The organism is Microbacterium sp. KHB019, assembly GCF_037285405.1.
GTDB lineage: Bacteria > Actinomycetota > Actinomycetes > Actinomycetales > Microbacteriaceae > Microbacterium.
The window spans coordinates 707,242-730,955 of the sequence record NZ_JBBDHF010000001.1 but is presented as its reverse complement, the minus strand read 5'-3'; the positions used below and the strand labels follow the sequence as shown (position 1 = coordinate 730,955).

The 23,714-nt window shown below is 67.5% G+C and carries 24 protein-coding genes; 18 read left to right on the top strand and 6 right to left on the bottom strand.

Annotated features, from left to right (window positions below; translation table 11 throughout):
• Positions 1–29: 29 nt before the first annotated feature.
• From KHB019_RS03630 to KHB019_RS03560, 15 genes are all read left to right on the top strand, one after another.
• Positions 30–731: an L-threonylcarbamoyladenylate synthase gene (locus KHB019_RS03630; protein ID WP_230102289.1), complete on the top strand. Its 702-nt coding sequence runs from the start codon at positions 30–32 to the stop codon at positions 729–731.
• On the top strand, positions 728–1,891 hold the full coding sequence (locus KHB019_RS03625; protein WP_337458085.1) for an MraY family glycosyltransferase: 1,164 nt from the start codon (positions 728–730) through the stop codon (positions 1,889–1,891). The genes KHB019_RS03630 and KHB019_RS03625 overlap by 4 nt, the downstream gene beginning before the upstream one ends.
• Positions 1,888–2,373, top strand: a complete 486-nt coding sequence (locus KHB019_RS03620) for a hypothetical protein (RefSeq protein ID WP_230102291.1) — start codon at positions 1,888–1,890, stop codon at positions 2,371–2,373. Before KHB019_RS03625 ends, KHB019_RS03620 begins: the two co-directional genes overlap by 4 nt.
• Positions 2,374–2,507: 134 nt before the next feature.
• Positions 2,508–3,311, top strand: a complete 804-nt coding sequence (atpB, locus tag KHB019_RS03615; RefSeq protein ID WP_230102292.1) for a F0F1 ATP synthase subunit A — start codon at positions 2,508–2,510, stop codon at positions 3,309–3,311.
• A gap of 49 nt (positions 3,312–3,360) precedes the next feature.
• Complete coding sequence (gene atpE, locus KHB019_RS03610) at positions 3,361–3,609, top strand: F0F1 ATP synthase subunit C (RefSeq protein ID WP_147037730.1); 249 nt, start codon at positions 3,361–3,363, stop codon at positions 3,607–3,609.
• A 28-nt stretch (positions 3,610–3,637) separates the two neighbouring features.
• The gene (locus KHB019_RS03605; protein WP_230102293.1) at positions 3,638–4,189 is read left to right on the top strand and encodes a F0F1 ATP synthase subunit B; all 552 of its coding nucleotides are present in this window, start codon (positions 3,638–3,640) and stop codon (positions 4,187–4,189) included.
• A complete protein-coding gene (locus KHB019_RS03600; protein WP_325471420.1) occupies positions 4,189–4,977 on the top strand; it encodes a F0F1 ATP synthase subunit delta in 789 nt (262 codons plus the stop codon). Before KHB019_RS03605 ends, KHB019_RS03600 begins: the two co-directional genes overlap by 1 nt.
• Before the next feature lie 47 nt (positions 4,978–5,024).
• Positions 5,025–6,665, top strand: a complete 1,641-nt coding sequence (gene atpA, locus KHB019_RS03595; RefSeq protein WP_230102295.1) for a F0F1 ATP synthase subunit alpha — start codon at positions 5,025–5,027, stop codon at positions 6,663–6,665.
• Between the two features lie 17 nt (positions 6,666–6,682).
• Positions 6,683–7,585, top strand: coding sequence for a F0F1 ATP synthase subunit gamma (locus tag KHB019_RS03590; RefSeq protein ID WP_230102296.1), 903 nt, complete (start codon positions 6,683–6,685; stop codon positions 7,583–7,585).
• Positions 7,586–7,608: 23 nt separating this feature from the next.
• A complete protein-coding gene (gene atpD / locus KHB019_RS03585; RefSeq protein WP_325471421.1) occupies positions 7,609–9,060 on the top strand; it encodes a F0F1 ATP synthase subunit beta in 1,452 nt (483 codons plus the stop codon).
• A 2-nt stretch (positions 9,061–9,062) separates the two neighbouring features.
• A complete protein-coding gene (locus tag KHB019_RS03580) occupies positions 9,063–9,323 on the top strand; it encodes a F0F1 ATP synthase subunit epsilon (protein WP_194422197.1) in 261 nt (86 codons plus the stop codon).
• Between the two features lie 76 nt (positions 9,324–9,399).
• Complete coding sequence (locus KHB019_RS03575; protein WP_325471423.1) at positions 9,400–10,143, top strand: YaaA family protein; 744 nt, start codon at positions 9,400–9,402, stop codon at positions 10,141–10,143.
• Between the two features lie 90 nt (positions 10,144–10,233).
• Positions 10,234–11,079, top strand: a complete 846-nt coding sequence (locus KHB019_RS03570; protein WP_337458084.1) for a large exoprotein — start codon at positions 10,234–10,236, stop codon at positions 11,077–11,079.
• Between the two features lie 111 nt (positions 11,080–11,190).
• On the top strand, positions 11,191–12,060 hold the full coding sequence (locus KHB019_RS03565; protein ID WP_325471425.1) for a PP2C family protein-serine/threonine phosphatase: 870 nt from the start codon (positions 11,191–11,193) through the stop codon (positions 12,058–12,060).
• Positions 12,061–12,116: 56 nt separating this feature from the next.
• Positions 12,117–14,912 carry an FtsK/SpoIIIE domain-containing protein gene (locus KHB019_RS03560; protein WP_337458083.1) on the top strand — a complete coding sequence of 932 codons (2,796 nt, stop codon included), beginning with the start codon at positions 12,117–12,119 and terminating at the stop codon, positions 14,910–14,912.
• Here the strand turns inward: KHB019_RS03560 and ald are convergent.
• Together ald and KHB019_RS03550 are read right to left on the bottom strand one after the other, a co-directional pair.
• Positions 14,901–16,013: an alanine dehydrogenase gene (ald, locus tag KHB019_RS03555; protein WP_337458082.1), complete on the bottom strand. Its 1,113-nt coding sequence runs from the start codon at positions 16,011–16,013 to the stop codon at positions 14,901–14,903. The genes KHB019_RS03560 and ald overlap by 12 nt on opposite strands.
• A gap of 58 nt (positions 16,014–16,071) precedes the next feature.
• The gene (locus tag KHB019_RS03550) at positions 16,072–17,067 is read right to left on the bottom strand and encodes an asparaginase (RefSeq protein ID WP_337458081.1); all 996 of its coding nucleotides are present in this window, start codon (positions 17,065–17,067) and stop codon (positions 16,072–16,074) included.
• Between the two features lie 59 nt (positions 17,068–17,126).
• Between KHB019_RS03550 and KHB019_RS03545 the strand changes: the two genes are divergently transcribed.
• On the top strand, positions 17,127–17,600 hold the full coding sequence (locus KHB019_RS03545) for an OsmC family protein (protein WP_325471429.1): 474 nt from the start codon (positions 17,127–17,129) through the stop codon (positions 17,598–17,600).
• Between the two features lie 4 nt (positions 17,601–17,604).
• On the opposite strand, the gene KHB019_RS03540 is transcribed toward KHB019_RS03545, so the two are convergent.
• Entirely contained in the window at positions 17,605–18,408 is an 804-nt protein-coding gene (locus tag KHB019_RS03540; RefSeq protein ID WP_230102305.1) for a lysophospholipid acyltransferase family protein, read from the bottom strand.
• Positions 18,409–18,531: 123 nt separating this feature from the next.
• Between KHB019_RS03540 and KHB019_RS03535 the strand changes: the two genes are divergently transcribed.
• Together KHB019_RS03535 and dxr are read left to right on the top strand one after the other, a co-directional pair.
• A complete protein-coding gene (locus tag KHB019_RS03535) occupies positions 18,532–19,485 on the top strand; it encodes an FKBP-type peptidyl-prolyl cis-trans isomerase (RefSeq protein WP_230102306.1) in 954 nt (317 codons plus the stop codon).
• A 28-nt stretch (positions 19,486–19,513) separates the two neighbouring features.
• Positions 19,514–20,596, top strand: coding sequence for a 1-deoxy-D-xylulose-5-phosphate reductoisomerase (gene dxr / locus KHB019_RS03530; RefSeq protein WP_230102307.1), 1,083 nt, complete (start codon positions 19,514–19,516; stop codon positions 20,594–20,596).
• Between the two features lie 30 nt (positions 20,597–20,626).
• On the opposite strand, the gene KHB019_RS03525 is transcribed toward dxr, so the two are convergent.
• The 3 genes from KHB019_RS03525 to KHB019_RS03515 all read right to left on the bottom strand — a co-directional run bounded on the left by KHB019_RS03525 (position 20,627) and on the right by KHB019_RS03515 (position 23,686).
• Positions 20,627–22,240, bottom strand: a complete 1,614-nt coding sequence (locus KHB019_RS03525) for a Mur ligase family protein (RefSeq protein WP_230102308.1) — start codon at positions 22,238–22,240, stop codon at positions 20,627–20,629.
• A 73-nt stretch (positions 22,241–22,313) separates the two neighbouring features.
• Entirely contained in the window at positions 22,314–22,982 is a 669-nt protein-coding gene (locus tag KHB019_RS03520) for a YcnI family copper-binding membrane protein (RefSeq protein ID WP_337458080.1), read from the bottom strand.
• Positions 22,983–23,095: 113 nt separating this feature from the next.
• On the bottom strand, positions 23,096–23,686 hold the full coding sequence (locus KHB019_RS03515; protein WP_337458079.1) for a hypothetical protein: 591 nt from the start codon (positions 23,684–23,686) through the stop codon (positions 23,096–23,098).
• Positions 23,687–23,714: the final 28 nt, after the last annotated feature.

Below are 23,714 nucleotides of genomic sequence, written 5' to 3'. Positions count from 1 at the left end.
GCGGTTCGAACCCGTAGACTGTCGACGTCATGTCCTCTCTCTTCGACTGCGGCGACGAGGCTCAGCTGCTCGCCGGAATGCGTCACGCGCGTCAGGCGATCGCCCGCGGTGAGCTCATCGTGATGCCCACGGACACCGTCTACGGCGTCGCTGCCGACGCTTTCGCGCCGGCTGCGGTGCAGCGTCTGCTCGATGCGAAGGGACGCGGCCGCGATCAGCCTCCGCCTGTTCTGGTGGCGGGGCAGTCGGCACTCGCAGCCCTCGTCGAGGAGATCCCCGAACCCGTCCAGCGTCTGGTCGACGAATTCTGGCCGGGCGGACTGACGATCGTGCTCCCGGCGCAGCCCTCCCTTTCGTGGGACCTCGGAGACACGCTCGGCACCGTCGCGGTTCGCATGCCCGACCAGCGGGTCGCTCTCGAACTGCTGGCAGAGACCGGTCCGCTCGCGGTCTCGAGCGCCAACCTCACCGGCAAGGCCGCAGCGATCTCGGCCGCGGACGCGCAGGGCATGCTCGGCGACAGCGTCGCGGTGTACCTCGACGGCGGATACAGCGAGACCGGCGTCGCCTCCACGATCATCGACGCGACGTCGCTGGTACGACGGGGCGCGGATGCCGCGATCGAGCCGCGCGTGCGGGTGCTGCGAGAAGGCGCCGTCACCCGGCGCCGACTCGAAAGCATCCTCGGCGATCTGCTCGAGCCGGAGGACGCGGCGGACGGCGCGGCGTGAAGCAGTACCTCTTCACGATCATCCTGACGGCAACCATCACGTTCGTGATGTCCTGGGCCGTCTGGCAGCTCAGCCTCCGATTCAAGCTCTACCCCGGCATCAGGGAGCGCGACGTCCACACGACCCCGACGCCGCGGCTCGGGGGAGTGGCGATGTTCCTCGGCATCGCCGCCGCCATCGGCGTATCAGCGGCCAATCCCTTCTTCAGCATCATCTGGGTCCCGCCTCAGACCATGTGGGCGATCCTGGGCGCCGCGCTTCTGATCGCGATCATCGGCGTCATCGACGATCTGTGGGACCTGGACTGGATGATCAAGCTCGGCGCGCAGTTCCTCGCGGCGGGGATCATCACGGTCGTCGGCGGTCTGCAGATCCTCTCGCTCCCGCTGGGGGAGATGGTCATCGTCTCCAGCTGGTTGAGCATCGCCGTGACGATGATCGCGATCGTCGTCGTCATGAACGCGGTGAACTTCATCGACGGACTCGACGGCCTGGTCGCCGGCGTCTGCCTCATCGCGAACGGCGTGTTCTTCGCGTACTCGTTCATCCTCACGCGCGACTCGGGCGCTTCGAGCTACTTCAACCTCGCATCGTTCATCGCTGCAGTCCTGATCGGCGCGTGCATCGGCTTCCTGCCGCTGAACTGGAGCCCCGCGAAGCTGTTCATGGGCGACTCGGGCGCGCTGGTCATGGGACTGCTCATGGCGACGTCGGCGATCTCCCTGACCGGCCAGATGTCCTCGGCCGCGATGGACCCGGAGGAATTCGGGCGCTCCCAGCTGCTCGGTGCTTTCATCCCGATCCTGCTCCCGCTGGTCGTCGTGATCCTCCCGCTGCTGGACTTCGGTCTCGCCGTCTTCCGGCGGATGAGCGCCGGTCGCTCGCCGTTCGCACCTGACCGCAAGCACCTCCATCACCGCATGCTGGATCTCGGGCACCGCGACCGCGACGCCGTCCTGATCTTCTACGCCTGGACGGCAGTGATCTCACTCGCCGTGCTGCTGATGTACGTCGGATCCCGCGAGGACTGGCCGGGCCAGTACCTGCCGGGCGTTGCGTTCGGAGTCGTCGGCGCCGCTGCCTGTCTGACAGTGACCCTTCTGCCCTCCCATCGCGCATCGAGCGCGCCGGAGCCGACCCCATCCCTGGAGACCCGATGAGCGATTCACCCGCCCAGCCCACCGCCCCGGCCATCAATCCGGTGCTGCGGACCGTCCTGCTCTGGACGGGCATCGCAGCAGCGGCGCTGATCATCCTCGGGGGAGGCATCGGCTATCTCGTCGCCGGCTCTGACGGGCTCTGGAGCGGTCTGACCGGTGTCGGACTCGCCGTCGTCTTCCTGGCGCTCACGCCGATCAGCGTGCTCATCGCCAACCGCTTCTACGGTCGCGAGATGTTCGCGACCGTCTTCTTCGGGATCGTCATGGGCGGGTGGCTGCTCAAGCTCGTCATCTTCATCGTCGCCATCGTGATCCTCCGCGGCCAGAGCTGGGTCGTGCCCGCCGTCATCTTCCTCTCGCTCGTCGCGGGGATCGTCGTGAGTCTCGTCATCGACGCTGTCGCATTCAGCCGACTCCGAGTGCCGCACGTGTCGGACGTGACGCTTCCGACGAGCGATCCGGAAGCGCGCGAGGATTCGTGAGCCTGAAAAAATCTTGATAGTCTGAATCCGGGTTCGCTGAGCGACTTCCTGCGTCGTGCGAGAAATCCCGACTCAGCTCGAATCCCTCACCAAATCTTCGCGTCGATCTTGATCGATGCCCAGAAGCTGGAGCAATGTTGACTCACGCCGGGAGCCTCCTCGTCCGATTCGCAACGGATGAATTCCACCCACCGTCGATCGCGGAATTCTTCCCGGAGATCCTCTTCAACATCGGCCCGCTCGCGGTGCACCGCATCCACCTGGTGCAGTTCCTCGCGACCCTCGTCGTCGTGCTCATCCTCTGGCTCGGCACCCGCAAGCTGAAGCTGGTCCCCGGTCGTGGACAGGCTCTGCTCGAGATGGGCTTCGACCTCGTCCGCGTCAACATCGCGCACGACATGATCGGGAAGAAGGACGGCGACAGGTTCCTGCCGCTGCTGACCACCATCTTCTTCATGGTGCTCTTCTTCAACATCACCGGCGTCATCCCGTTCCTGAACATCGCAGGAACGAGCATCATCGCAGTTCCGCTCCTGCTCGCGGTGATCTCCTACGTCACCTTCATCTACGCCGGTGTGCGCAAGAGCCCGTGGGGCTTCATCCGCAACTCGCTCTTCCCTCCCGGCGTTCCGCCGGCGCTGTACATCATCGTCGCGCCGCTGGAGTTCATCTCGACCTTCATCGTCCGTCCGGTCACGCTCACGCTGCGACTGCTGATGAACATGATGGTCGGCCACCTCATGCTGGTGCTCTTCTTCGCGGCGACCCAGTTCTTCATCTTCTCGATGGGCGGCTTCTGGACGGTGCTGGGTGCGGGAACGCTAGCCTTCGGCTTCGCCTTCACGGCCTTCGAGATCCTGGTGGCCTTCCTCCAGGCGTACGTCTTCACCATCCTCACCGCGGTCTACATCCAGCTCGCAGTCGCGGAAGAACACTAAACACAGCTAGCGGGGAGCCCCGGCTCCCCAACAATGAAAGGAAGATCCAGTGGATCCCATCTCTGTTCTCGCCCAGATCAACGTCGACATCACCGGCTCGATCGCCAACGTCGGCTACGGCCTGGCAGCCATCGGCCCGGCCATCGGTGTGGGTATCGTCGTCGGCAAGACGATCGAGGGCATTGCTCGCCAGCCTGAGCTGTCCGGCAAGCTCCAGGGCACCATGTGGATCGGTATCGCCTTCACCGAGGCCCTCGCGTTCGTCGGTATCGGCGTGGCGTTCCTCTTCGGCTACTGATCCCTCCCACCACACGTAAGGAGACAGGATGCTGAACGCTCTTGTCACGCTCGCAGCCGAGGAGGCGGAGCACAATCCGCTTCTTCCGGCGATGTACGACATCGTCTGGTCCGCGGTCTGCTTCGTCATCATCCTGCTCGTGGCGTGGAAGGTCGCACTTCCGAACGTGGCGAAGATGCTCGACGAGCGCTCCGCCGCGATCGAGGGCAACATCGCCAAGGCCGATGAGGCGCAGAAGCAGGCGGAGGCGGCTCTTGAGGAGTACACCCGTCAGCTCGCCGAGGCACGCACCGAGGCCGGTCAGATCCGCGAGTCCGCTCGCGAGGACGGCAAGAAGATCATCGCCGAGGCCAAGGAGTCAGCGACCACCGAGGCTGCTCGCGTCACCGCGGCTGCGCAGACCCAGCTCGAGGCAGAACGTCAGTCGACGCTCGTCGCCCTGCGCTCCGAGGTAGGCACGCTCGCGATCGACCTCGCCGGTGGCGTGGTCGGAGAGACGCTGTCCGATGACGCTCGCGCCACCGCGGTCGTGGACCGCTTCCTCGCAGACCTCGAAGCCTCAGAGAAGGCGGCCAAGTAATGGGCAGCGCGACCACTCAGGCACTCGCGGCTTCGACGGCGGCCCTCGCTCAGGCGAAGGGCGTCACCCTCGATACGGCCGGTGAGCTGTTCACCGCTGCGCGTCTTGTGGGCGAATCCGGTCAGCTGAGCGGCGCGCTTGCGGATCCTGCTGCTCCAGCAGGCCTGCGCGAGAAGCTCGTCGCGTCGGTCTTCGCCGGTATGTCTGACGCGACCCGGCAGGTCATCACGACCGCTGTCGGGCAGCGCTGGTCGGATGCCGACGGACTCGTCGACGGCATCGAGGAGCTCGCCATTCGCGCAACGGCGATCGCAGAGCCTTCTGCCGACATCGAGGGGGAGCTGTTCTCCTTCCTCGGCGTCGTCGCCTCGAACGCGGAACTCGAGCTCGCGCTCGGCGGCCGTCTCGGTGACAACACCGCGAAGGGCGCCCTCGTCGAGAAGCTGCTCGGCGGCAAGGCGGGAGCACCGACCGTGCTCATCGTCTCGTCACTGGTGCGCCAGCCCCGCGGACGCCGCGTGCGCCAGCTGCTGAACCGGGCGATGAAGATCGTCTCGGCACAGGGCGGTCGCATCGTGGCCACGGTTCACACGGCTACGCCGCTGTCGACCACGCAGCGCACCCGACTCAGCGACGCACTGGCAGCCCGCTATGAAGGCGCTGTCTCGATCAACGAAGTGATCGACCCCACGGTCGTGGGCGGACTGCGTGTGCAGGTCGCCGACGACGTCATCGACGGCAGCATCTCCGCGCGGCTCGCCGAACTTCGACAGAAGCTCGCGGGCTAATACGACTTCGCGCGGGAAACCGCGCACCCAGATACAAAGGGAAGACAATGGCAGAACTTTCGATCAGCCCCGACGTCATCCGTGACGCGCTGAAGGACTTCGCCGCTGCGTACGAGCCCACCGGCGCGGCAGCTACCGAGGTCGGCACCGTCGTGGACGCTGCGGACGGCATCGCCCACATCGAGGGCCTGCCCGGCGTCATGGCGAACGAGCTCCTCACGTTCGCCAACGGAACGCAGGGCCTCGCACTGAACCTCGACGAGCACGAGATCGGCACGGTCGTCCTCGGCGACTTCGCCGGCATCGAGGCCGGTCAGGAAGTTCGCCGCACCGGCGAGGTCCTCTCGGTCGCGATCGGCGACGGCTACCTCGGCCGCGTGGTCGATCCGCTCGGCAACCCGATCGACGGCCTCGGCGAGGTCGCCACCACGGGTCGCCGCGAGCTCGAACTGCAGGCGCCTGGCGTCATGCAGCGCAAGAGCGTGCACGAGCCGATGCAGACCGGCATCAAGGCCATCGACGCCATGATCCCCGTCGGTCGTGGTCAGCGTCAGCTGATCATCGGCGACCGCCAGACCGGCAAGACGGCCATCGCGATCGACACGATCATCAACCAGAAGGCCAACTGGGAGTCCGGAGACGTCAACAAGCAGGTTCGCTGCATCTACGTCGCCATCGGTCAGAAGGGCTCCACGATCGCCTCCGTCAAGGGCGCGCTCGAGGACGCCGGTGCGATGGAGTACACCACCATCGTCGCTGCTCCCGCTTCCGACCCGGCCGGCTTCAAGTACATCGCGCCCTACACGGGCTCGGCCATCGGCCAGCACTGGATGTACGAGGGCAAGCATGTCCTGATCATCTTCGACGACCTGTCGAAGCAGGCCGAGGCGTACCGCGCCGTGTCACTGCTGCTGCGTCGTCCGCCGGGACGCGAGGCGTACCCCGGTGACGTCTTCTACCTGCACTCCCGTCTGCTGGAGCGCTGCGCGAAGCTGTCCGACGAGCTGGGTGCCGGTTCCATGACGGGTCTGCCGATCATCGAGACCAAGGCAAACGACGTCTCGGCGTACATTCCGACCAACGTGATCTCGATCACCGACGGCCAGATCTTCCTGCAGTCCGACCTCTTCAACGCCAACCAGCGCCCGGCGGTCGACGTGGGAATCTCGGTTTCGCGAGTCGGTGGTGACGCTCAGGTCAAGAGCATCAAGAAGGTCTCCGGAACGTTGAAGCTCGAGCTCGCGCAGTACCGCTCGCTCGAGGCCTTCGCGATGTTCGCGAGCGACCTCGACGCGGCATCCCGTCGCCAGCTCGACCGCGGCGCGCGACTGACCGAGCTGCTCAAGCAGCCTCAGTACTCGCCGTACCCGGTCGAGGACCAGGTCGTCTCGATCTGGGCCGGCACCAACGGCAAGCTCGACACGATCGAGGTCTCGGACGTGCTGCGCTTCGAGCGTGAGCTTCTGGACCACCTGCGTCGCAACACCACCGTGCTCGACACGCTGCGTGAGACGAACGTGCTCAGCGACGACACCGTCGCAGAGCTCGACAAGCAGGTCGATGCGTTCATCCTCGAGTTCCAGGGTGGCAAGGGCCAGTCCATCGGCGCCGTCGGCAACGAGGAGCACGCCGCGCAGGATGTGGACGACGTCAACCAGGAGAAGATCGTCAAGGGTCGTCGCGCGTAAGGCGCGGGTACTGAACCATGGGCGCTCAACTCCGGGTCTACAAGCAGAAGATCTCTTCTGCTCAGACGACCAAGAAGATCACGAAGGCGATGGAGCTCATCGCGGCTTCGCGCATTCAGAAGGCGATGGCGCGCGTGCGCGCGTCGTCGCCCTTCGCGCGCGCAGTCACGCAGGCCGTCTCCGCCGTTGCGACGTATTCCAACGTCGACCACCCGCTCACCCGTGAGCCCGACACGATCCGTCGCTCCGCCGTCGTGATCTTCTCGTCGGACCGCGGCCTCGCCGGTGCGTTCAACTCGCAGATCCTTCGCGAGGCGATGGAGCTCGGCGAGCTGATCCGCTCCCAGGGCAGCGAGCCGGTGTACTACCTCGTCGGACGCAAGGCTGTCGGGTACTTCCAGTTCCGCGGCATCCAGGCAGCGGCGGAGTGGACGGGCGACACGGATACCCCGCATTTCAAGACCGCAGAGGAGATCTCGGCCACGCTGCTCGAGGCCTTCAACCGCGGTGGCGAAGACGGCGGTGTCGACGAACTCCACCTCGTCTACAACCGGTTCGTCAGCATGATGACGCAGTCTCCCGAGACAGTGCGCCTGCTTCCGCTCGAGATCGTCGAGAACGAGGCATCCAGCGAGCCGTCGGGGACGGTCTACCCGCTCTACGAGTTCGAACCGGATGCCGAGACCGTGCTCGACGCGATCCTGCCGGTGTACATCCAGAGCCGGGTCTTCAACGCCCTGCTGCAGTCGTCGGCCGCCAAGCAGGCCGCGACGCAGAAGGCCATGAAGTCCGCAAGCGACAACGCCGACAAGCTCATCACCGACTACACCCGCCTGCGCAACAACGCGCGTCAGGCGGAGATCACGCAGCAGATCGCTGAGATCGTCGGCGGCGCCGACGCCCTCTCGTCGAGCAAATAGACCATCAAGAAAGAGACGAAGATATGACCCCCACCGCCACAGCTGAGGCTGGGACCGCGGTCGTCGGGCGCGTCGCACGCGTCACGGGCCCGGTCGTCGACATCGAGTTCCCGCACGACTCGATCCCTGACATCTACAACGCGCTGAAGACCACGATCACGATCGGCTCCGAGTCGACCGAGATCACGCTCGAAGTCGCACAGCACCTCGGCGACGACCTGGTTCGCGCCATCTCGCTGAAGCCGACCGACGGCATGGTCCGCGGCCAGGAAGTTCGCGACACCGGAGAGGCCATCTCGGTCCCCGTCGGCGACGTCACCAAGGGCAAGGTCTTCAACGTCATCGGCGAGGTGCTCAACGCCGAGCCCGGTGAGCAGATCGAGATCACCGAGCGCTGGCCCATCCACCGCAAGGCTCCGAGCTTCGACCAGCTCGAGTCGAAGACGACGATGTTCGAGACCGGCATCAAGTCGATCGACCTCCTGACCCCGTACGTGCTGGGTGGAAAGATCGGTTTGTTCGGCGGCGCCGGCGTCGGCAAGACCGTCCTCATCCAGGAGATGATCCAGCGCGTCGCTCAGGACCACGGCGGTGTGTCCGTGTTCGCCGGTGTCGGTGAGCGCACCCGTGAGGGCAACGACCTCATCGCCGAGATGGAGGAGGCGGGCGTCTTCGACAAGACCGCGCTCGTGTTCGGCCAGATGGACGAGCCGCCGGGAACGCGTCTTCGCGTCGCCCTGTCGGCTCTGACGATGGCGGAGTACTTCCGTGACGTGCAGAAGCAGGACGTGCTGCTGTTCATCGACAACATCTTCCGCTTCACGCAGGCCGGTTCCGAGGTCTCCACGCTGCTGGGCCGCATGCCCTCCGCCGTGGGTTACCAGCCGAACCTCGCCGACGAGATGGGTGTGCTCCAGGAGCGCATCACCTCGACCCGCGGTCACTCGATCACCTCGCTGCAGGCGATCTACGTTCCCGCCGACGACTACACCGACCCGGCACCGGCCACGACCTTCGCGCACCTCGACGCGACGACCGAGCTGAGCCGTGAGATCGCATCGAAGGGTCTGTACCCGGCCATCGACCCGCTGACCTCGACGTCGCGCATCATGGACCCCCGCTACTTGGGCGAGGACCACTACCGCGTGGCGACCACGGTCAAGCAGATCCTTCAGAAGAACAAGGAACTGCAGGAGATCATCGCCATCCTCGGTGTCGATGAGCTCTCCGAAGAGGACAAGATCGTCGTGTCGCGTGCACGTCGCATCCAGCAGTTCCTCTCGCAGAACACCTACATGGCGAAGAAGTTCACTGGTGTCGAGGGTTCGACGGTTCCGCTCAAGGAGACCATCGAGTCGTTCGACGCGATCGCCAAGGGCGACTTCGACCACGTCGCAGAGCAGGCCTTCTTCAACGTCGGCGGCATCTCCGACGTGGAAGAGAAGTGGGCGCAGATCCAGAAGGAGAACGGCTGATCATGGCATTGCAGGTCAGCCTCGTCTCCGCGGACGCGGAGGTCTGGACGGGAGAGGCGTCGCTCGTCGTCGCCAAGACCGTCGAGGGCGAGATCGGCATCATGACCGGCCACGAGCCGATCCTCGCGATCCTCGCCGAGGGCGAGGTCCGCATCACGCAGCTCGACGGAACGAAGGTGCTCGCCAACGCTCAGGACGGCTTCCTCTCCATGGAGGGCAGCCAGCTCACGATCGTCGCCGGCAACGCGGCGCTCATCGCCTGATACACCCACCGCGAACGCGCTCGTCCGTCACCCATCCGGGTGGCGGACGGGCGCGTTCTCGCCTGTGCGAGGAGACATGAAGGTACTTCTCCCTCCGTCGGAGACCAAGCGCCCTGGTGGCTCCGGTGCGCCGCTCGCGTTCGACGATCTCGGTCTGCCCGTGCTCGCGCCTCAGCGCGAGGCGGTCGTGGAAGCGCTCGTCGCGCTTGCGGCGGATGCCGGCGAGTCGCAGCGCGTACTGAAGCTGAGCGACCGTCAGGTCGGCGACATCGAACACAACCGGATGCTGCGCGCCTCAGCGACGATGCCGGCCGTCGATCGCTACACCGGCGTCCTCTACGACGCTCTGGATGCCGGGACGCTGAGCGCTCCGTCACGGCGATGGCTGGGCGCGCACGCCTGGGTGCATGCGGCGCCGTTCGGTCCGGTCGGCGCGTTGGACGGCATCCCGTCCTATCGTCTGGCTGCCGGGACGTCGCTTCCGGGGTTCGCGCCCCTGCGACGGCACTGGGCCGAGGCCGTAAGTTCGGCGATCGCGCAGGAAGCACCGGCATTCGTGCTCGATCTGCGGAGCGAAGCGTACGTCGCGCTCGGGCCGGTGCCGGCATCCGTCCCCTCGACGTACGTCCGCGTCGTGACCGCCTCAGGACGGGCGCTGAACCACTTCAACAAGAAGGCGAAGGGTGAGCTCGTGCGGGCCCTCGCGGAGGATCGGCCGCGGGTGCGCTCGCTCGCAGGCCTGCGCAAGTGGGCTTCCGGTCGCGCGATCGAGATCCGCGATGCTGCTGAAGACGGCATCGTCGAACTGGTCGCTTCCTGACCAGGACAGCGTGTGCCTGTTGCGCTATGCACCGGTCACGCTAGTGTGTTTCACGCGATGCGGAACGCGTCGTTCACTACGGAGGGGCTCATGAACTCTTACTACGACGACGGCGGAGCGTTCGCGTTTCTCGCTTTCCTGCTTCTGATCGTTCCGATCATCGCGCTGGTCATCTACGTGATCTCGTCGCTGTTCCTGATGAACATCTTCGAGAAGGCAGGGGTGCAGGGCAAGTGGCGCGCCTGGATCCCGGTCTACAACAGCATGATCTTCCTCAAGCTCGGCGACATGAGTCCGTGGCTGATTCTGTACGCGGCTGGGGCATCCATTCTGCTCAGCTGGCTTCCGGTCATCGGTCAGTTGCTCGGCCTTGCCTCGTTCGTATTGATGGTGCTCGCGGCGTACCGCGTCGGACTCAAGCTCAACAAGGGCGCTGGGTTCGTGGTCCTCTACGCGCTCGGCATCTTGACCGCGGGGATCACGACGCTCGTCTGGCTCGGTATCAACGCCTTCGACAAGTCGCGCTGGAACGCGCAGATCGCTCCGGCACAGTGGGCCGGCAACGGCTTCTTCGGCGACCGCACGGTGTGGGACGGCGTACCCGTCCAGCCGTCCGCCGCCGCAGCGCCCGGTGCGGCGCCCGGCTATGGTGCTCCGCAGGGCTACCAGCAGCCCGGTGGTTACCCCCAGCAGGCTCCCGGATACCAGCCTCCGACTCCCGGTTACCAGCAGCCCGGCTACCAGCCCCCGGCCGCTCCGCAGACGCCTCCTGCAGCTCCGCAGACGCCTCCGGCAGCGCCGGGAGCGCCCACGCCGCCTCCCTCGGCGCCGGCTGCTCCTCCGGCGGCTCCGACCACTCCGCCGACCACGCCGCCTCCGGCAGCACCGCCTGCACCGCCGACTCCGCCCGCGGACCCCAACCAGCCGCCCGCCTGATGGCGCACGAAGGGCCCTCGAGCAATCGAGGGTCCTTCGTCATGTGAGAGCCGTGGCTCCGATAACGTAGACGTATGGCTCGCAACGCCGCATCGACCCCGGAGGATCCCTTTGTCTGAGACGACCACGCATTCGCACAGCGTCGCCGTTGCAGATGATGATGAGATCAGCCTCACCTGGGCGGGAGCGACCGACACCGGTCGCCGCCGCGACAACAATCAGGACGCCTTCCTCGCCGAGTTCCCGCTCTTCGTCGTCGCCGACGGTATGGGCGGACACGCAGGTGGAGAGATCGCAAGCCAGAGCACGATCACGCGTCTGAAGGACGTCGTGGACTCGGGCGGTGTGACCACGGACGCGATCGAGGCCGCGCTGGAACACGCGGTGGAGGACATCGCCGCGCACCCCGAGACCACGGACGAGGGAACCGGGACGACGCTCACCGGTATCTTCTTCGACATCACCGACGGCGAGCCCCGTTGGGTGTCGCTGAACATCGGCGACTCCCGCGTCTACCTGATGCGCGATCAGCGGCTGGTCCAGGTCACGACCGATCATTCCGTCGTGCAGGAACTGATCAGCTCGGGTCGCCTCAGCCCGGAGGAAGCGGAGAGCCACCCCTACAGCAACGTCATCACGCGTGCGGTCGGCGCGAGTGAGCTCACGCCGCCGGACTACCTCGGCATCGAGGCACTGGACGGCGACCGGTTCGTCATCTGCTCCGATGGGCTCACGAAGGAGCTCACGGACTACGGCATCCAGCACTTCCTTCGCGAGAACGCCGACCCGGCAGCAGCCGTCGACGCGATGCTCGCAGCCGCCCTCGAGAACGGCGGGCGCGACAACGTCACGTTGATCGTCGTGAAGATCGAGCGCACAGGACAGGACGATGAGGCGGATGCCGTCACCGCCAAGGTCGACACGATCGACGCGCCCGCAGCAGCGGACTCGCCCTCCACATCCGACGAATCGGCCGAATAGCCCGAACGGCTGTGCACAACAGCATCCGCTGATCGCGGTTCCCCTCAGATGGGGGGATGGACCTCCAATCCCTTTCGCTTCCCGCCGCGGCTGAAGAACCCCCACGGCAGCCGGTGCCCTTCCTCGCAGCCGTGGTGCCCATTGCCGCAGGCGTCGTCCTGTGGCTCATCACCGGCTCGATCTTCTCGCTGTGCTTCGCCGCTCTCGGGCCGCTGATGATCGGCGCTTCCCTGCTGGATGGCATCCGCAGTCGGCGCAGAGCGCGCCGGCTGGCCGCTGAGCGCGAGATGCACGCCTGGAGCGCGGCGGAGCAGGAGCTCCAGCGCAGACACCGCCGGGAGCGGCGTGAGATGCGACGCAGCTTCCCCGACGTCGCGTCGTCTCTGCGGGAGCCGCCGTTGCGCGACCTGCAGCCGGTCGACGCGGGCACGCCCGTCGTCATCGGTTCGGGGGACCGTCCGAGTGCCCTGCGCGTGCACGGCGACGACACGGAGCGTTCGCGCGACTTCCGTGAGCGTGCCGCAGCGATCTCCGACGCGCCGATCGCGGTGCCGATGGGGCGGGGCGTGTGCCTGCGTGGTCCGCTTCCGGTCGTGACCGCTGCAGCGCGCGCACTGGTCGTGCAGCTGTGTCTGCAGCATGCTCCCTCGCAACTGGCACTGTCCGGCGGCGCCCTCGAACCACTCGGCCTCGCCGGCTTTCCGCACGCCGGACGAGCACGGCGTGGTGCGTGGCGGCTCGCCGTCGTGATCGGTGACGAAGAAGTGCCGGATGCTGCAGCCCAGATCCGACTGCGTGACGTCGACGGTGACGTGCCGGAGGGCGTGACCACGATCATAGACTGCATCGATCCGTCGCGGGCGCGGCTGCGTACGGCGGCGGGGCTGGAGGACATCGCAGTGGAGTGCCTGTCGCGGCCGCAGACCGTGGCGATCGCGGCTTCGAGTGTCGAGCGCGAGGGGGAGGTCGCGCAGCTTCCCGACCATGTGGCCCTCGGCGACCTGACCCCGGTCGGGGACGCGACCGGTCTCCTCGCCGTGATCGGGCAGACCGAGACCGCATCGCACGCGGTCGACCTCGTCGAGGACGGGCCGCATGCGATCGTCACGGGAATGACGGGCTCGGGCAAGAGCGAACTGCTCGTGACCTGGGTCACTGCGATCGCGCACGCGCACAGTCCCGAGCAGGTGGCGTTCGTGCTCGCCGACTTCAAGGGCGGCACAGCCTTCGACCCGCTGCGCGAGTTGCCGCATGTCACCGCCGTCATCACGGATCTCGATGACCACGGTGCTCGGCGCGGAGTGCAGAGCCTCACCGCCGAGCTGCGCCGACGAGAGACTCTGCTCGCCGATCTCGGGGCACGCAGCATCACAGAGACGGCCGGACGCATGGGCAGGCTCGTCATCGTCGTCGACGAGTTCGCTGCGCTGCTGCAGGAGCATCCCGATCTCGCCGTCGTCTTCACAGACATCGCCGCGCGAGGCCGTGCGCTCGGCATGCATCTGATCCTGGGCACGCAGCGCGCCGCCGGAGTGATCCGGGACGCGCTTGCGGCGAACTGCCCTCTGCGGGTGAGCCTGCGTGTCGCCGACGCCGCAGACAGTCGTCTGGTGATCGGCACGGATGACGCCGCCGAGCTCTCCGGTGGCGCGGAGTCGCGCGGACTCGCATTCGTCCGGCGATCTCAGGACGAGCGACCGATCGCCACGCGCATCGCCCTCACCGGCGTTTCAGATCTGCGTGCAGTCGGAGCACGGTGGGCGGATGCCGTCCCTCCAGCCAGCCCGTGGCTGCCGTCACTTCCGCATCGACTCCCTATCGAGCAGCTCGAGCTTCAGCACCCCGAGGTGACCGGCAACGCCGAGGACGGCGTACTGCTCGTCGGACTCGGTGACGAGCCGGAGCAGCAGTGGCAGCGACCGGTGATCCTTCATGCGGGGCGCGACAGAGGACTCGCGATCGTCGGCGGGAGCGGATCAGGCCGTTCCGGCGTGCTGCGCGTGCTGGCGGCGCAGAGCCCCGATGCGCTGTGGGTGACGGCGGACCCAGAGCAGGCGTGGGATGCTGTGGCCGACCTGTCCGCCGGGCGTGCGTCGCCGCGGCTGGTGCTGTGCGACGACCTGGATCAGCTGGTCGGCCGGTTGCCCTCCGATCACAGCATGGCGTTCGTGGAGCGGCTGGAGACGCTCGTCCGCGCGGGTGCGGCACGGCGGATGACTTTCGCGCTGGCGACGGGGCGTGTGTCAGGGCAGCTGGCGCGGGTCATGGACGCGCTGCCGACTCGTATGATACTGCGCACGGGCACGAAGCTTGAGCATCTGGCCGCGGGGGGAGACAACGACGGATACGTTCGCGGCCGCTTGCCGGGGCGTGCGCGCGTCGGGGACACCGAGGTTCAGATCGCGTGGACCGATCGCTCGCCGAAGGTCGCCTTGGGCGACGAGGGGCACCGATGGAAGCCGTCGGCCGAACTCGTCGGTGTCGTCGCACCCGGTGTGCGCCGAGCCGTGGAATGCCTGCGGCGTGCACATCCGCAGAGCGAGGTCGCACCCGTCGGAGACTCTGCGGCCGATGCTCACGGTACGCAGATCATCGTCGGCGACGCCGAGAGCTGGCAACGCCAGTGGGCGCTCTGGCAGCGTGTACGTGCGGAGGGCGAGATGCTCGTGCTTGCCGAGTGCGCATCGGAGCTGCGATCACTCGCCGGATGCCGTGAACTGCCCCCGTACGCTGAAACGCACAGGGGCAGAGCCTGGAGCATCGTCGACGGCCGGGCACCTGAGCGCGTGATCATCCCCGAGCTCGACCCGAGCACTGCCGGCGCTCAGGCGGGAGCAGACTCAGAGCACTGAGCTCACAGGCTGCGCACCCAACCCGTGCGCGACGGCGACGCCCTCGTTGACGACAGTGCCGCTCGTCACGTTCAGGCCGGCAGCGAGAGCGGGGTCGGCGCCGAGTGCGCTGCGCCAGCCGTGCGCGGCGATCCTCCGCACGTACGGCAGCGTCGCGTTCGTCAGCGCTGACGTCGAGGTGTTCGGCACCGCGCCTGGCATATTCGCTACGCAGTAGAACACCGTGTCGTGCACGGCGAACGTCGGGTCGGCATGGGTCGTGGCATGCGTGTCTTCGAAGCATCCGCCCTGGTCGACGGCGATGTCGACGAGGACGCTGCCTGGCCGCATCTGGGAGACCATCTCGTTCGTGACCAGTTTCGGAGCGCGTGCACCGGGGATGAGCACGGAACCGATCACGAGGTCCGAGTCCAGCACGGCACGCCGTAGATCGAGGGGATTGGATGCCGCGGTCTTCACCCGCCCGCCGAAGTGATCGTCCAGCATCCGCAGGCGCGGGATGTTCGTGTCGAAGACCGTGACGTCCGCGCCCATGCCGCTCGCGATGACCGCTGCATTGGCGCCTGCGACGCCACCGCCGATCACGGTGACCGTTGCGGGGCGCGTACCAGGCACGCCGGACATCAGCAGGCCGATGCCGCCGTTCGAGCGCATCAGAGTGTTCGCACCGACCAGGGGAGCGAGGCGACCGGCGACCTCGCTCATCGGCGCCAGCAGCGGCAGGCTGCCGTTCGGCAGCTGCACCGTCTCGTAGGCGATGGCCGTGATCCCGCTGGCGATCAATCGCTCGGTCAGCGGACGATCGGCGGCGAGGTGAAGGTATGTGAAGAGGGCGAGATCGTCGCGGAAGTACTCGTACTCGCTCGCGATCGGTTCTTTGACCTTGAGCAGCAGCTCCGCGCGGGCCCACACCTCGGCCGCGTCGTCCAGCAGTGTCGCGCCGGCGTCGGAGTACTCCTCATCCGGCATGGACGAGCCGATTCCGGCGCCGGACTGCACGAAGACCTCGTGACCGGCGGAGACCAGATCGTGCACGCCCGACGGGGTGAGCGCGACGCGGTACTCGTTGTTCTTGATCTCGGTGGGGACGCTGATCCTCATCGTGATTTCCTCTCCACCCCTCATCGTCGAGGGGATCGTACGGCCCAGGGTCAGGGCATCAGATACCGGCGCCGGGACGGATCATCCCGACGTCGCTCCCACCGCCGAGGACGGCGAGGGGAAGTGCTTCGGCCAGCGAGGCCGCGTCGGCGTCGCTGACTGCTCCTGCGCGTGCGAGAAGCGTCGCGGCGACGATCGTCGAGGCCCGCGCCGCACCGTCGAGCATCTTCAGCGCGACCGTCGCGCCGCTCGGGGCGATCATGACCATGACACCCTCGGCGCCGCCCTTGGCGAAGACGCCGAGCTTCTCGATCGCGACCGTGTCGGGCTTACCAGGGCCCTCGATCGTCCAGGGGTTCTCCTTCACGGCTCGCACCAGAGTTCCGGCGACACGGTGCAGGGCGAAGGGGGAGCGCTCCGACGCCGTCCCGATGCGGTGCATGGCCCGTGCGAGACCGGTGAGGGTGATCGCGTGAACGGGCGCGCCGCAGCCGTCGACAGACGTGTGCGCGATCTTCTCACCGGTCAGCCGTTCGACGACCTCGCGGATGTGAGCCTGCATGGGGTGCAGCTGATCCAGGTAGCCATCGGTTCGCCAGCCCGTGGCGACACAGGCGCGCAGCATCGCCGCATGCTTGCCGGAGCAGGTCATGCGGATGCGGGAGGGCTGCCCGTGTTCGCGCACGAGTTCGTCACGAGAAGCGCTGTCGCTCGGCCACGCCGGAGGGCATGCGAGATGGTCCTCGGTCAAGCCGCCGCCGGTGAGGATCTCGCGAACGACGTTCGCATGACGTTCGGTGCCGACATGGCTCGCCGTCGCCAGCGCGAGCTGCTCGCCGGCGAGTTCGGCGCCCGCGGTGATGCAGGCGATCGCCTGCAGCGGCTTCAGGCTTGAACGCGGCAGGAACAGCGAATCGGGGTCGCCGAGCTTGCGGACCACCTCGCCGTCCGGCGACATGACGATCGCGGCACCCGCGTGGCGGGATTCGACGAAGCCGCTGCGTTCGACGACAGCGAGTTCAACGGCATCCGCGACGGTGAGAGTCTCCAGCACGGCTCCAGCCTAACGGCCACACCAGCGCCACGAGGTCTACGGCGTGCGAGACTGGCGCCATGACTCTCGGCGAACACCGCTACGCACTCACCGCGACCTGGAACGGCAACCTCGGCACCGGCACGAGCGGCTACCGCGACTACTCCCGGGATGTGACGCTCTCGGTCGATGGCAAGCCCGACGTGCTGGCATCCGCTGACAAGCCCTTCCGGGGAGACCCGTCGCGATGGAACCCCGAGGACATGCTGCTCGCGGCGTTGTCCGAGTGTCATCTGCTGTCGTACCTGCACGCGTGCGTGACCGCCGGCGTGGTGGTCGTCTCTTACCAGGACCGCGCCACCGGCGTCATGACCGAGGACGGCCGCAGCGGTGCGGCGTTCACGGATGTGCTGCTTCGCCCAGAGGTCGTCGTGGCTGATCCGTCGATGATCGAACGGGCAGAGCACGCTCACGCCGAGGCGAACCGCATGTGCTTCATCGCGAACTCGGTGAACTTCCCTGTGCGCCACGAAGCAGTCGTGACGTCGCGCTGACCCGTCAGCGGCGCTCGTGGGGGAGCGCCTGCTTGATCTTCTCGATCGGGGTCTGCGCCGGCGGCTCGTTGTACACGCCGGCGAGCTCCTGCTCGCTGAGGGCGTGGATGCCGGCCATGATCTCATCCGTGGCCAGTCGTCGCGCCTTGCCGCTTGCGGCCGGTCCGTGCACTGAGACGTCGATCGGGTCTCCGAAGCGGACCGTGATCCGTTCCTTCATGGAGGGAATCGTTGCGCCTTTGGGCATCACCTTGTCCGTGCCGATGAGCCCGACCGGGACGACGGGAGCGCCCGTCTGCAGCGCCAGGAAGGCGACGCCGGTGCGGCCCTTGTAGAGGCGTCCATCCGTAGACCGGGTGCCCTCGGGGTACAACGCGACCGTGAGACCCTCGTCGAGCAGCCGACGCTGCTGATCCAGCGCGTCGAGAGCAGCCTGACCAGCGCCGCGGCGCACCGGGATCGCGCCGATCGACTGGAAGAAGTTGCGCTTGACCGCCCCGGTGAACCCATGGCCCTCGAAGTAGGAGGACTTCGCGAGGAAGTGCACCGGCCGAGGAGCGGCGACGGGGATGGCGATCGAGTCGATGAAGGAGAGATGGTTGCTCGCGAAGATGACGGGCCCGTCGACCGGGACCTTGTCGCGCCCTTCGACACGTGGCCGGTAGATGAGGCGCGCAAGGGGTCTGATCACCGCACGACCGAGCGCGTAGGTGAATCCGGCACGCCGGGGAGCAGCGGTCTCCTCCGGCGTCGCGTCTGCGGGTGTCTCGGCGTTCGGTTCGGGAAGGTCGGACTGCGCAGAGCTCATCGGATCAGGCTACTCCGCGGTCCATTCCATCTGCGGAATGCGGACGCGGCATGCCCATACAGCGGGGGCAAAGGCGCGTGCGGCAAGATGGGATGGTTCCCTTTCTCGATCCGAGGTATCACTGTGCGCACTCGCCCGCTCGTCGCCCTGTCCACCATGGCCGCTGCCGTTCTGCTGCTCGCCGGCTGCACCGGCACTGACGGGACCACGGGTGATGACGCAGAGTCCGCATCGGGCGACCTGTGCTCCGCGACGGTCGAATCCGGCGCTGCCGCCGAGAGCGTCAAGGTCGACGGCGACTTCGGCACGGCATCCACGGCGACGTTCGATCTCGAGCAGAAGGTCGACGAGGCGCAGCGCTCGGTGCTGTCCGAGGGGGACGGCGAGAAGATCGCCGACGGCGATTACGTGCAGTACGCGCTCAGCGCCTTCGACGGCGACTCCGGCGATCGACTGGGTGATGCCGGCTACACGGAGGGAGAGCTGCTCCCCGTTCAGCTCACCGCTGATGTACCGATGGGCCAGCTGATCGGCTGCGCGACCGTCGGCTCCCGTCTGTCGATCGTGTTCCCGACCACGGAGGACGCAGCCGCGCAGTACTACGTCCTCGACGTCCTCGACGTCGTGCCGACCGCGGCTTGGGGCAAGGACAAGGAGCCGACCGCGGGGATGCCGGCTGTGACTCTGGCCGAGGACGGTCAACCGAGCGTCGAGATCCCCGAGGGGGATGCTCCGTCCGAGCTGCAGGTCTCCGTGCTCAAGGAGGGCGATGGCATCGCGGTCGAAGACGGCGACACCACGCTTCTGCAGTACTACGGGGTCGACTGGTCGACCGGCGAGAGCTTCGACTCCTCGTGGAAGAACGGGGCGCCGATCTCGATCGACGGCAACACCTACGTTCCCGGTTTCGTCGAGGCGCTGAAGGGCCAGAAGGCCGGCTCTCAGGTGCTCGTCGTCATCCCGCCGTCGCTCGGATACGGCGAAGAAGGCAGCAGCGACCACGAGCTGGCCGGCAAGACCCTGGTGTTCGTGATCGACATCCTCGCCACGATGCACCCCGCCGCGGCTGCCCAGTAGGCCGCAGCGCCGGGCATAGGCTGGCGGCATGCGTCGCATCATCGTCCTCGGGTCCACCGGCTCCATCGGCACGCAAGCGCTGGATGTGATCCGCGCGAATCCGCGCAGGTTCGAGCTGGTGGGTCTTGCGGCGGGCACCAATGCCGAGGTCCTCGGGCAGCAGGCCGATCTGTTCCAGATAGAGCACACCGCACTCGGAGCCGCTGAGGCCGAGCAGCTCGTTCGCGACGTCGAGGCGGACGTCGTCCTCAACGCCATCACCGGTTCGATAGGCCTGGGTTCGACCCTTGCAGCCTTGAAAGCCGGCCGAACGCTCGCGCTCGCGAACAAGGAGTCGCTGATCGTCGGCGGCGAGCTCGTGAAATCCGCTGCTGCCGAAGGGCAGATCGTCCCCGTCGACTCCGAGCACTCCGCGCTCGCGCAGGCTCTCCGGTCGGGGACGCACGCGGAGATCCGGCGGCTGGTCGTCACGGCATCCGGCGGGCCGTTCCGCGGGCGCACGCGCGAGCAGATGACCGGCGTCACTCCGGCGGAAGCGCTGGCGCACCCGACCTGGGACATGGGACGCGTCGTCACCACCAACTCCGCCACGCTCGTGAACAAGGGCCTCGAGGTCATCGAGGCGCACCTGCTGTTCGACGTCGACTACGACGACATCCAGGTGGTCGTCCATCCCCAATCGATCGTGCACTCGATGGTGGAGTTCATCGACGGGTCGACGATCGCGCAGGCCTCGCCTCCGGACATGCGGCTGCCCATCTCGCTCGCGCTGGACTGGCCGCACCGCATCGGCGGCGTCGGACGCCCCCTGGACTGGACTCAGGCGACCAGCTGGGACTTCGAGCCGCTCGACGATGAGGCGTTCCCGTCCGTCGTGCTCGCGAAGAGCGTCGGCCGTGCCGGTCGGACGTTCCCCGCCGTGTTCAACGCGGCGAACGAGCAGGCCGTGGACGCCTTCCACGAGGGACGGCTGTCATTCCTCGGCATCGTCGACACGATCGCTCGGGTCGTCGACGCGCACGAAGCGCCGGATGCCCTGACGGTCGAGTCGCTGGCGGACGCCGAGGCATGGGCTCGCACGATCGCCGACCGCCTGATCGCCTCGGCATAGCCGTTTCGGCTCGTCGTCTGACGCCGAGTCTCAGTCCGGGTAGGGCACCGGCCAGTGCGGCTCCGGCACGGGCCATCCGGCCTCACGCACGGCTCGCCGGGCGAGCTCACGCGCCGAGTACGGAGTCCGAACGCCGCGGATGTCGCGGTAGTCCTGGTGGCCGGGGCCGGCCCACAGGATCGCATCGCCGTCCGTGACCATGCCGACGGCGGCGACGATGGCCTCTTCCGGCGGCGAGAACTCGTGGATCTCGGCATCCGGCTGCGCCGTGCGCGCACCATCGAGCAGCGTCGCGCGGATGGATGTCGGATCCTCGAAGCGCGGGTGGTGATCGGTGATGACGAGGATGTCGCTGCCCTCGACGGCCGTGCGTCCCATGTCGCGCCGCTTGGTGGCGTCGCGGTCGCCGTCGGCGCCGAACAGCATCAGCACCTTCCCGGGGGTGACGCGACGGACCGCGGCGAGCGTCTTCACGAAGGCATCAGGTGTGTGTCCGAAGTCGACGTAGACGGCCGGCCCCCGTTCGCCGGAGACGAGTTCTGTGCGTCCTGGCAGATACGCATCGATGCGTCCATCGCGGGTGAGTGCCCCGGTGATGCGCTCCCAGGCGTATCCGCCCTCGAGCAGCATGATGATCGCGAGGGCCGCGTTGGCGGCCATGTGGGGGCCGATCACGGGAACGACGGTCGTGAGGGTGCGTCCTTCGGGGCCGGTCATCGTGAACCGCGTACCGCGCTGGCGCTCCTCGTCGATCGTGACGACCCAGTCGGCCTGTGCGGCCTCGTCGGGGTTCGCGGCGATGGCCGGGGTGCCGACCGTGACGACGGGCACCTCGGATGCTGCGACGACGTCGGTGCCGAATACGGAGTCGAGCGAGATCACGGCCCGCCGAGAGCGGTCGGGCCGGAACAGCGGCAGCTTCGCCTCGAAGTACTCGATCATGTCGGCGTAGTCGTCGAGATGGTCGTGCGAGAGGTTCGTGAATCCGGCGACGTCGAAGACGATGCCGTCCACCCGGCGACGGGACAGCGCCTGCGCGCTGACCTCGACGGCGACGGCCTCGACGTCGCGCTCCCGCATCAGTGCGAGCAGGGCGTGCGTCTCCGACGCCTCGGGCGTGGTGAGCCGCGAGATGATGACCTCTCCGGCGATGTGACGCTCCGCTGTGGAGGACAAGCCGGCGACGACACCGATCTGACGGAGGATCCCCTCGAGCAGGTGCGTGACGCTCGTCTTCCCGTTCGTCCCCGTGGTGCCGAACAGCAGCGGCAGGTCGTCGTCGGCTCCGGTGCCGTACACCCAGGCGCTGAGCGCTCCGAGCACTCCTCGGGGGTCGTCGACGATCACGATCGGCAGACCGGCATCCTGCGCGAGGTCGGCGCCGTCGGCATCGGTGACGATCGCGACGGCACCCTTCTCGGCGGCGGTGGCGGCGAACACCGCACCGTGCTGGTTGACGCCGCGGATGGCGACGAAGACCTCACCTGCTCGCAGGTCGGCGGTCGCGAGGGTGATTCCGGTCAGGGTGACGCCGTCGATCTCACCGCGGGTGGCGGCGCCGAATCGGGCGGCGAGGTCCGTCAGGGCCCGCTGTGGCGGAGCTTCAGGACGGAGCACGGGGGGAAGGCTGGGCTGAGTAGACATAGCCTTCACATGATCTCACGCGCGATCTCGGGAGCGCGCTGGGCACCTTGCCCGGCGCGCCCCCGAGGTCAGCTCAGCGCTTCGCGCGGCGGGATGCCCGAACCGCGATCACTAGGGCGGCGAAGCCGGCGAGCAGCCCGGCTGAGCCGAGGACGATGCCGACGGCGGGTGCGGGGTCGGCGGTGTCGGTGGTCGCTTCGGCGCCGGCATCCGTGGTCTGCGCGTGGTCGCCGTGACCGGTCTCCGAGCCGGCATCCGTCACCGTGACGACAGGAGCCGGCGACTCGAGGTCATGCGGGTCCTGACCCTCATCCGCGATCTCGACCCACTCGTTCACACCGGTCTCGCATCGCTGTTCGACGGGGAAGGCGAGCGTCTCCGGCGCATCCTCGCCGACTCGGACGGCCATCGTGACCGCGCCGCGCAGGTCGTGGGCGACGGGTTCGGTGGCCGTGTACGTGACTGCGGAGACGAGACCGTTGTCTGCACGCTCGACGTCGATGTCCCACATGGCGTCGATCGTGGGCGAGACGGAGGTGAGCCCCTCGGGCATCGTGATGCGCAGGGCGGCGGTGGGGGAGTTCTCGCAGCCGTGCGTGAACGAGAACGTGAGGACGGCGGAGCCCTCCGGTGTCACCGTGTCGGGGGTGACACCCACGTGCGCCTGGGCTGCGGCGGCTGGGACGAGGACGAGGCCTGCGGCGAGGGCGGCGATCAGTGCGCCGCGAGGGGTCTTCAGCATGGTTTCTCCTTGAACGTGTGCAGAGTCGTCTCTGCGTGCGGGCGCGCCGATGGCGCGCGGAATCCGCGGTGTATGAGTGGCACGTGTGCGCCGATAGCCGCCGAAAGCGGTTCTCAGACGCAGGAGAGCGTTGGGGGTCCTCGGCGTCGCACGTCGCCGACGAGGATCGTCGAGACGAAGACGCGGGTCGTGTCCGCGATCGATGCCGGCACCGGCCAGTCCGCGTGCGGTTGAAGGGCCCGGCGGCGCAGCACGGCTCGCACCCACCGGTGGATCGCGCGCAGCACGGTCTCGCCGCGCCACAGCAGCGCGGTCGTCAGGACGGCGGCGACGACGTGGGCGCCGAGCATCGCGGTGTCGGGGGCGGCGGCTTCTTCAGCCGAACCGAGCGTCTCCACGAATACGAGACTCAGCGTGTGCTGGTGACCCGCATTCGCGACGGCCGGGGTGACGGTCGCGTTCAACGCGACGAACAGAACGTGGAAGACGCTCTGCGACAGCAGCACGACGGCGATGAGACGCACGATGCTGGCGCGCCGGCCGATCAGCAGGGCGGCGATCGGGGTGAGGAACACGCTCAGCGCGGCGATCAGCAACGGGTGCGGTGCCGCGCCGCCGCCGACCGTGTGCGATACGGCGGCGATGATCGTCGCGACAGAGGCGGCGGCTGCTCCACGCAGGAGTCGCAGCTGCCGGGAGGTCACCCCCTCAGCCTACTGCGGGCACCCCGGT

Bases quoted from the DNA above. Each gene is read 5' to 3' on its own strand.
- KHB019_RS03630 (WP_230102289.1), top strand. From the start codon at position 30: ATGTCCTCTCTCTTCGACTGCGGCGACGAGGCTCAGCTGCTCGCCGGA.
- KHB019_RS03620 (WP_230102291.1), top strand. From the start codon at position 1,888: ATGAGCGATTCACCCGCCCAGCCCACCGCCCCGGCCATCAATCCGGTG.
- atpB (WP_230102292.1), top strand. From the start codon at position 2,508: ATGTTGACTCACGCCGGGAGCCTCCTCGTCCGATTCGCAACGGATGAA.
- KHB019_RS03605 (WP_230102293.1), top strand. From the start codon at position 3,638: ATGCTGAACGCTCTTGTCACGCTCGCAGCCGAGGAGGCGGAGCACAAT.
- KHB019_RS03600 (WP_325471420.1), top strand. From the start codon at position 4,189: ATGGGCAGCGCGACCACTCAGGCACTCGCGGCTTCGACGGCGGCCCTC.
- atpA (WP_230102295.1), top strand. From the start codon at position 5,025: ATGGCAGAACTTTCGATCAGCCCCGACGTCATCCGTGACGCGCTGAAG.
- KHB019_RS03590 (WP_230102296.1), top strand. From the start codon at position 6,683: ATGGGCGCTCAACTCCGGGTCTACAAGCAGAAGATCTCTTCTGCTCAG.
- atpD (WP_325471421.1), top strand. From the start codon at position 7,609: ATGACCCCCACCGCCACAGCTGAGGCTGGGACCGCGGTCGTCGGGCGC.
- KHB019_RS03580 (WP_194422197.1), top strand. From the start codon at position 9,063: ATGGCATTGCAGGTCAGCCTCGTCTCCGCGGACGCGGAGGTCTGGACG.
- KHB019_RS03575 (WP_325471423.1), top strand. From the start codon at position 9,400: ATGAAGGTACTTCTCCCTCCGTCGGAGACCAAGCGCCCTGGTGGCTCC.
- KHB019_RS03570 (WP_337458084.1), top strand. From the start codon at position 10,234: ATGAACTCTTACTACGACGACGGCGGAGCGTTCGCGTTTCTCGCTTTC.
- KHB019_RS03560 (WP_337458083.1), top strand. From the start codon at position 12,117: ATGGACCTCCAATCCCTTTCGCTTCCCGCCGCGGCTGAAGAACCCCCA.
- ald (WP_337458082.1), bottom strand. From the start codon at position 16,013: ATGAGGATCAGCGTCCCCACCGAGATCAAGAACAACGAGTACCGCGTC.
- KHB019_RS03545 (WP_325471429.1), top strand. From the start codon at position 17,127: ATGACTCTCGGCGAACACCGCTACGCACTCACCGCGACCTGGAACGGC.
- KHB019_RS03540 (WP_230102305.1), bottom strand. From the start codon at position 18,408: ATGAGCTCTGCGCAGTCCGACCTTCCCGAACCGAACGCCGAGACACCC.
- dxr (WP_230102307.1), top strand. From the start codon at position 19,514: ATGCGTCGCATCATCGTCCTCGGGTCCACCGGCTCCATCGGCACGCAA.
- KHB019_RS03525 (WP_230102308.1), bottom strand. From the start codon at position 22,240: ATGTCTACTCAGCCCAGCCTTCCCCCCGTGCTCCGTCCTGAAGCTCCG.
- KHB019_RS03520 (WP_337458080.1), bottom strand. From the start codon at position 22,982: ATGCTGAAGACCCCTCGCGGCGCACTGATCGCCGCCCTCGCCGCAGGC.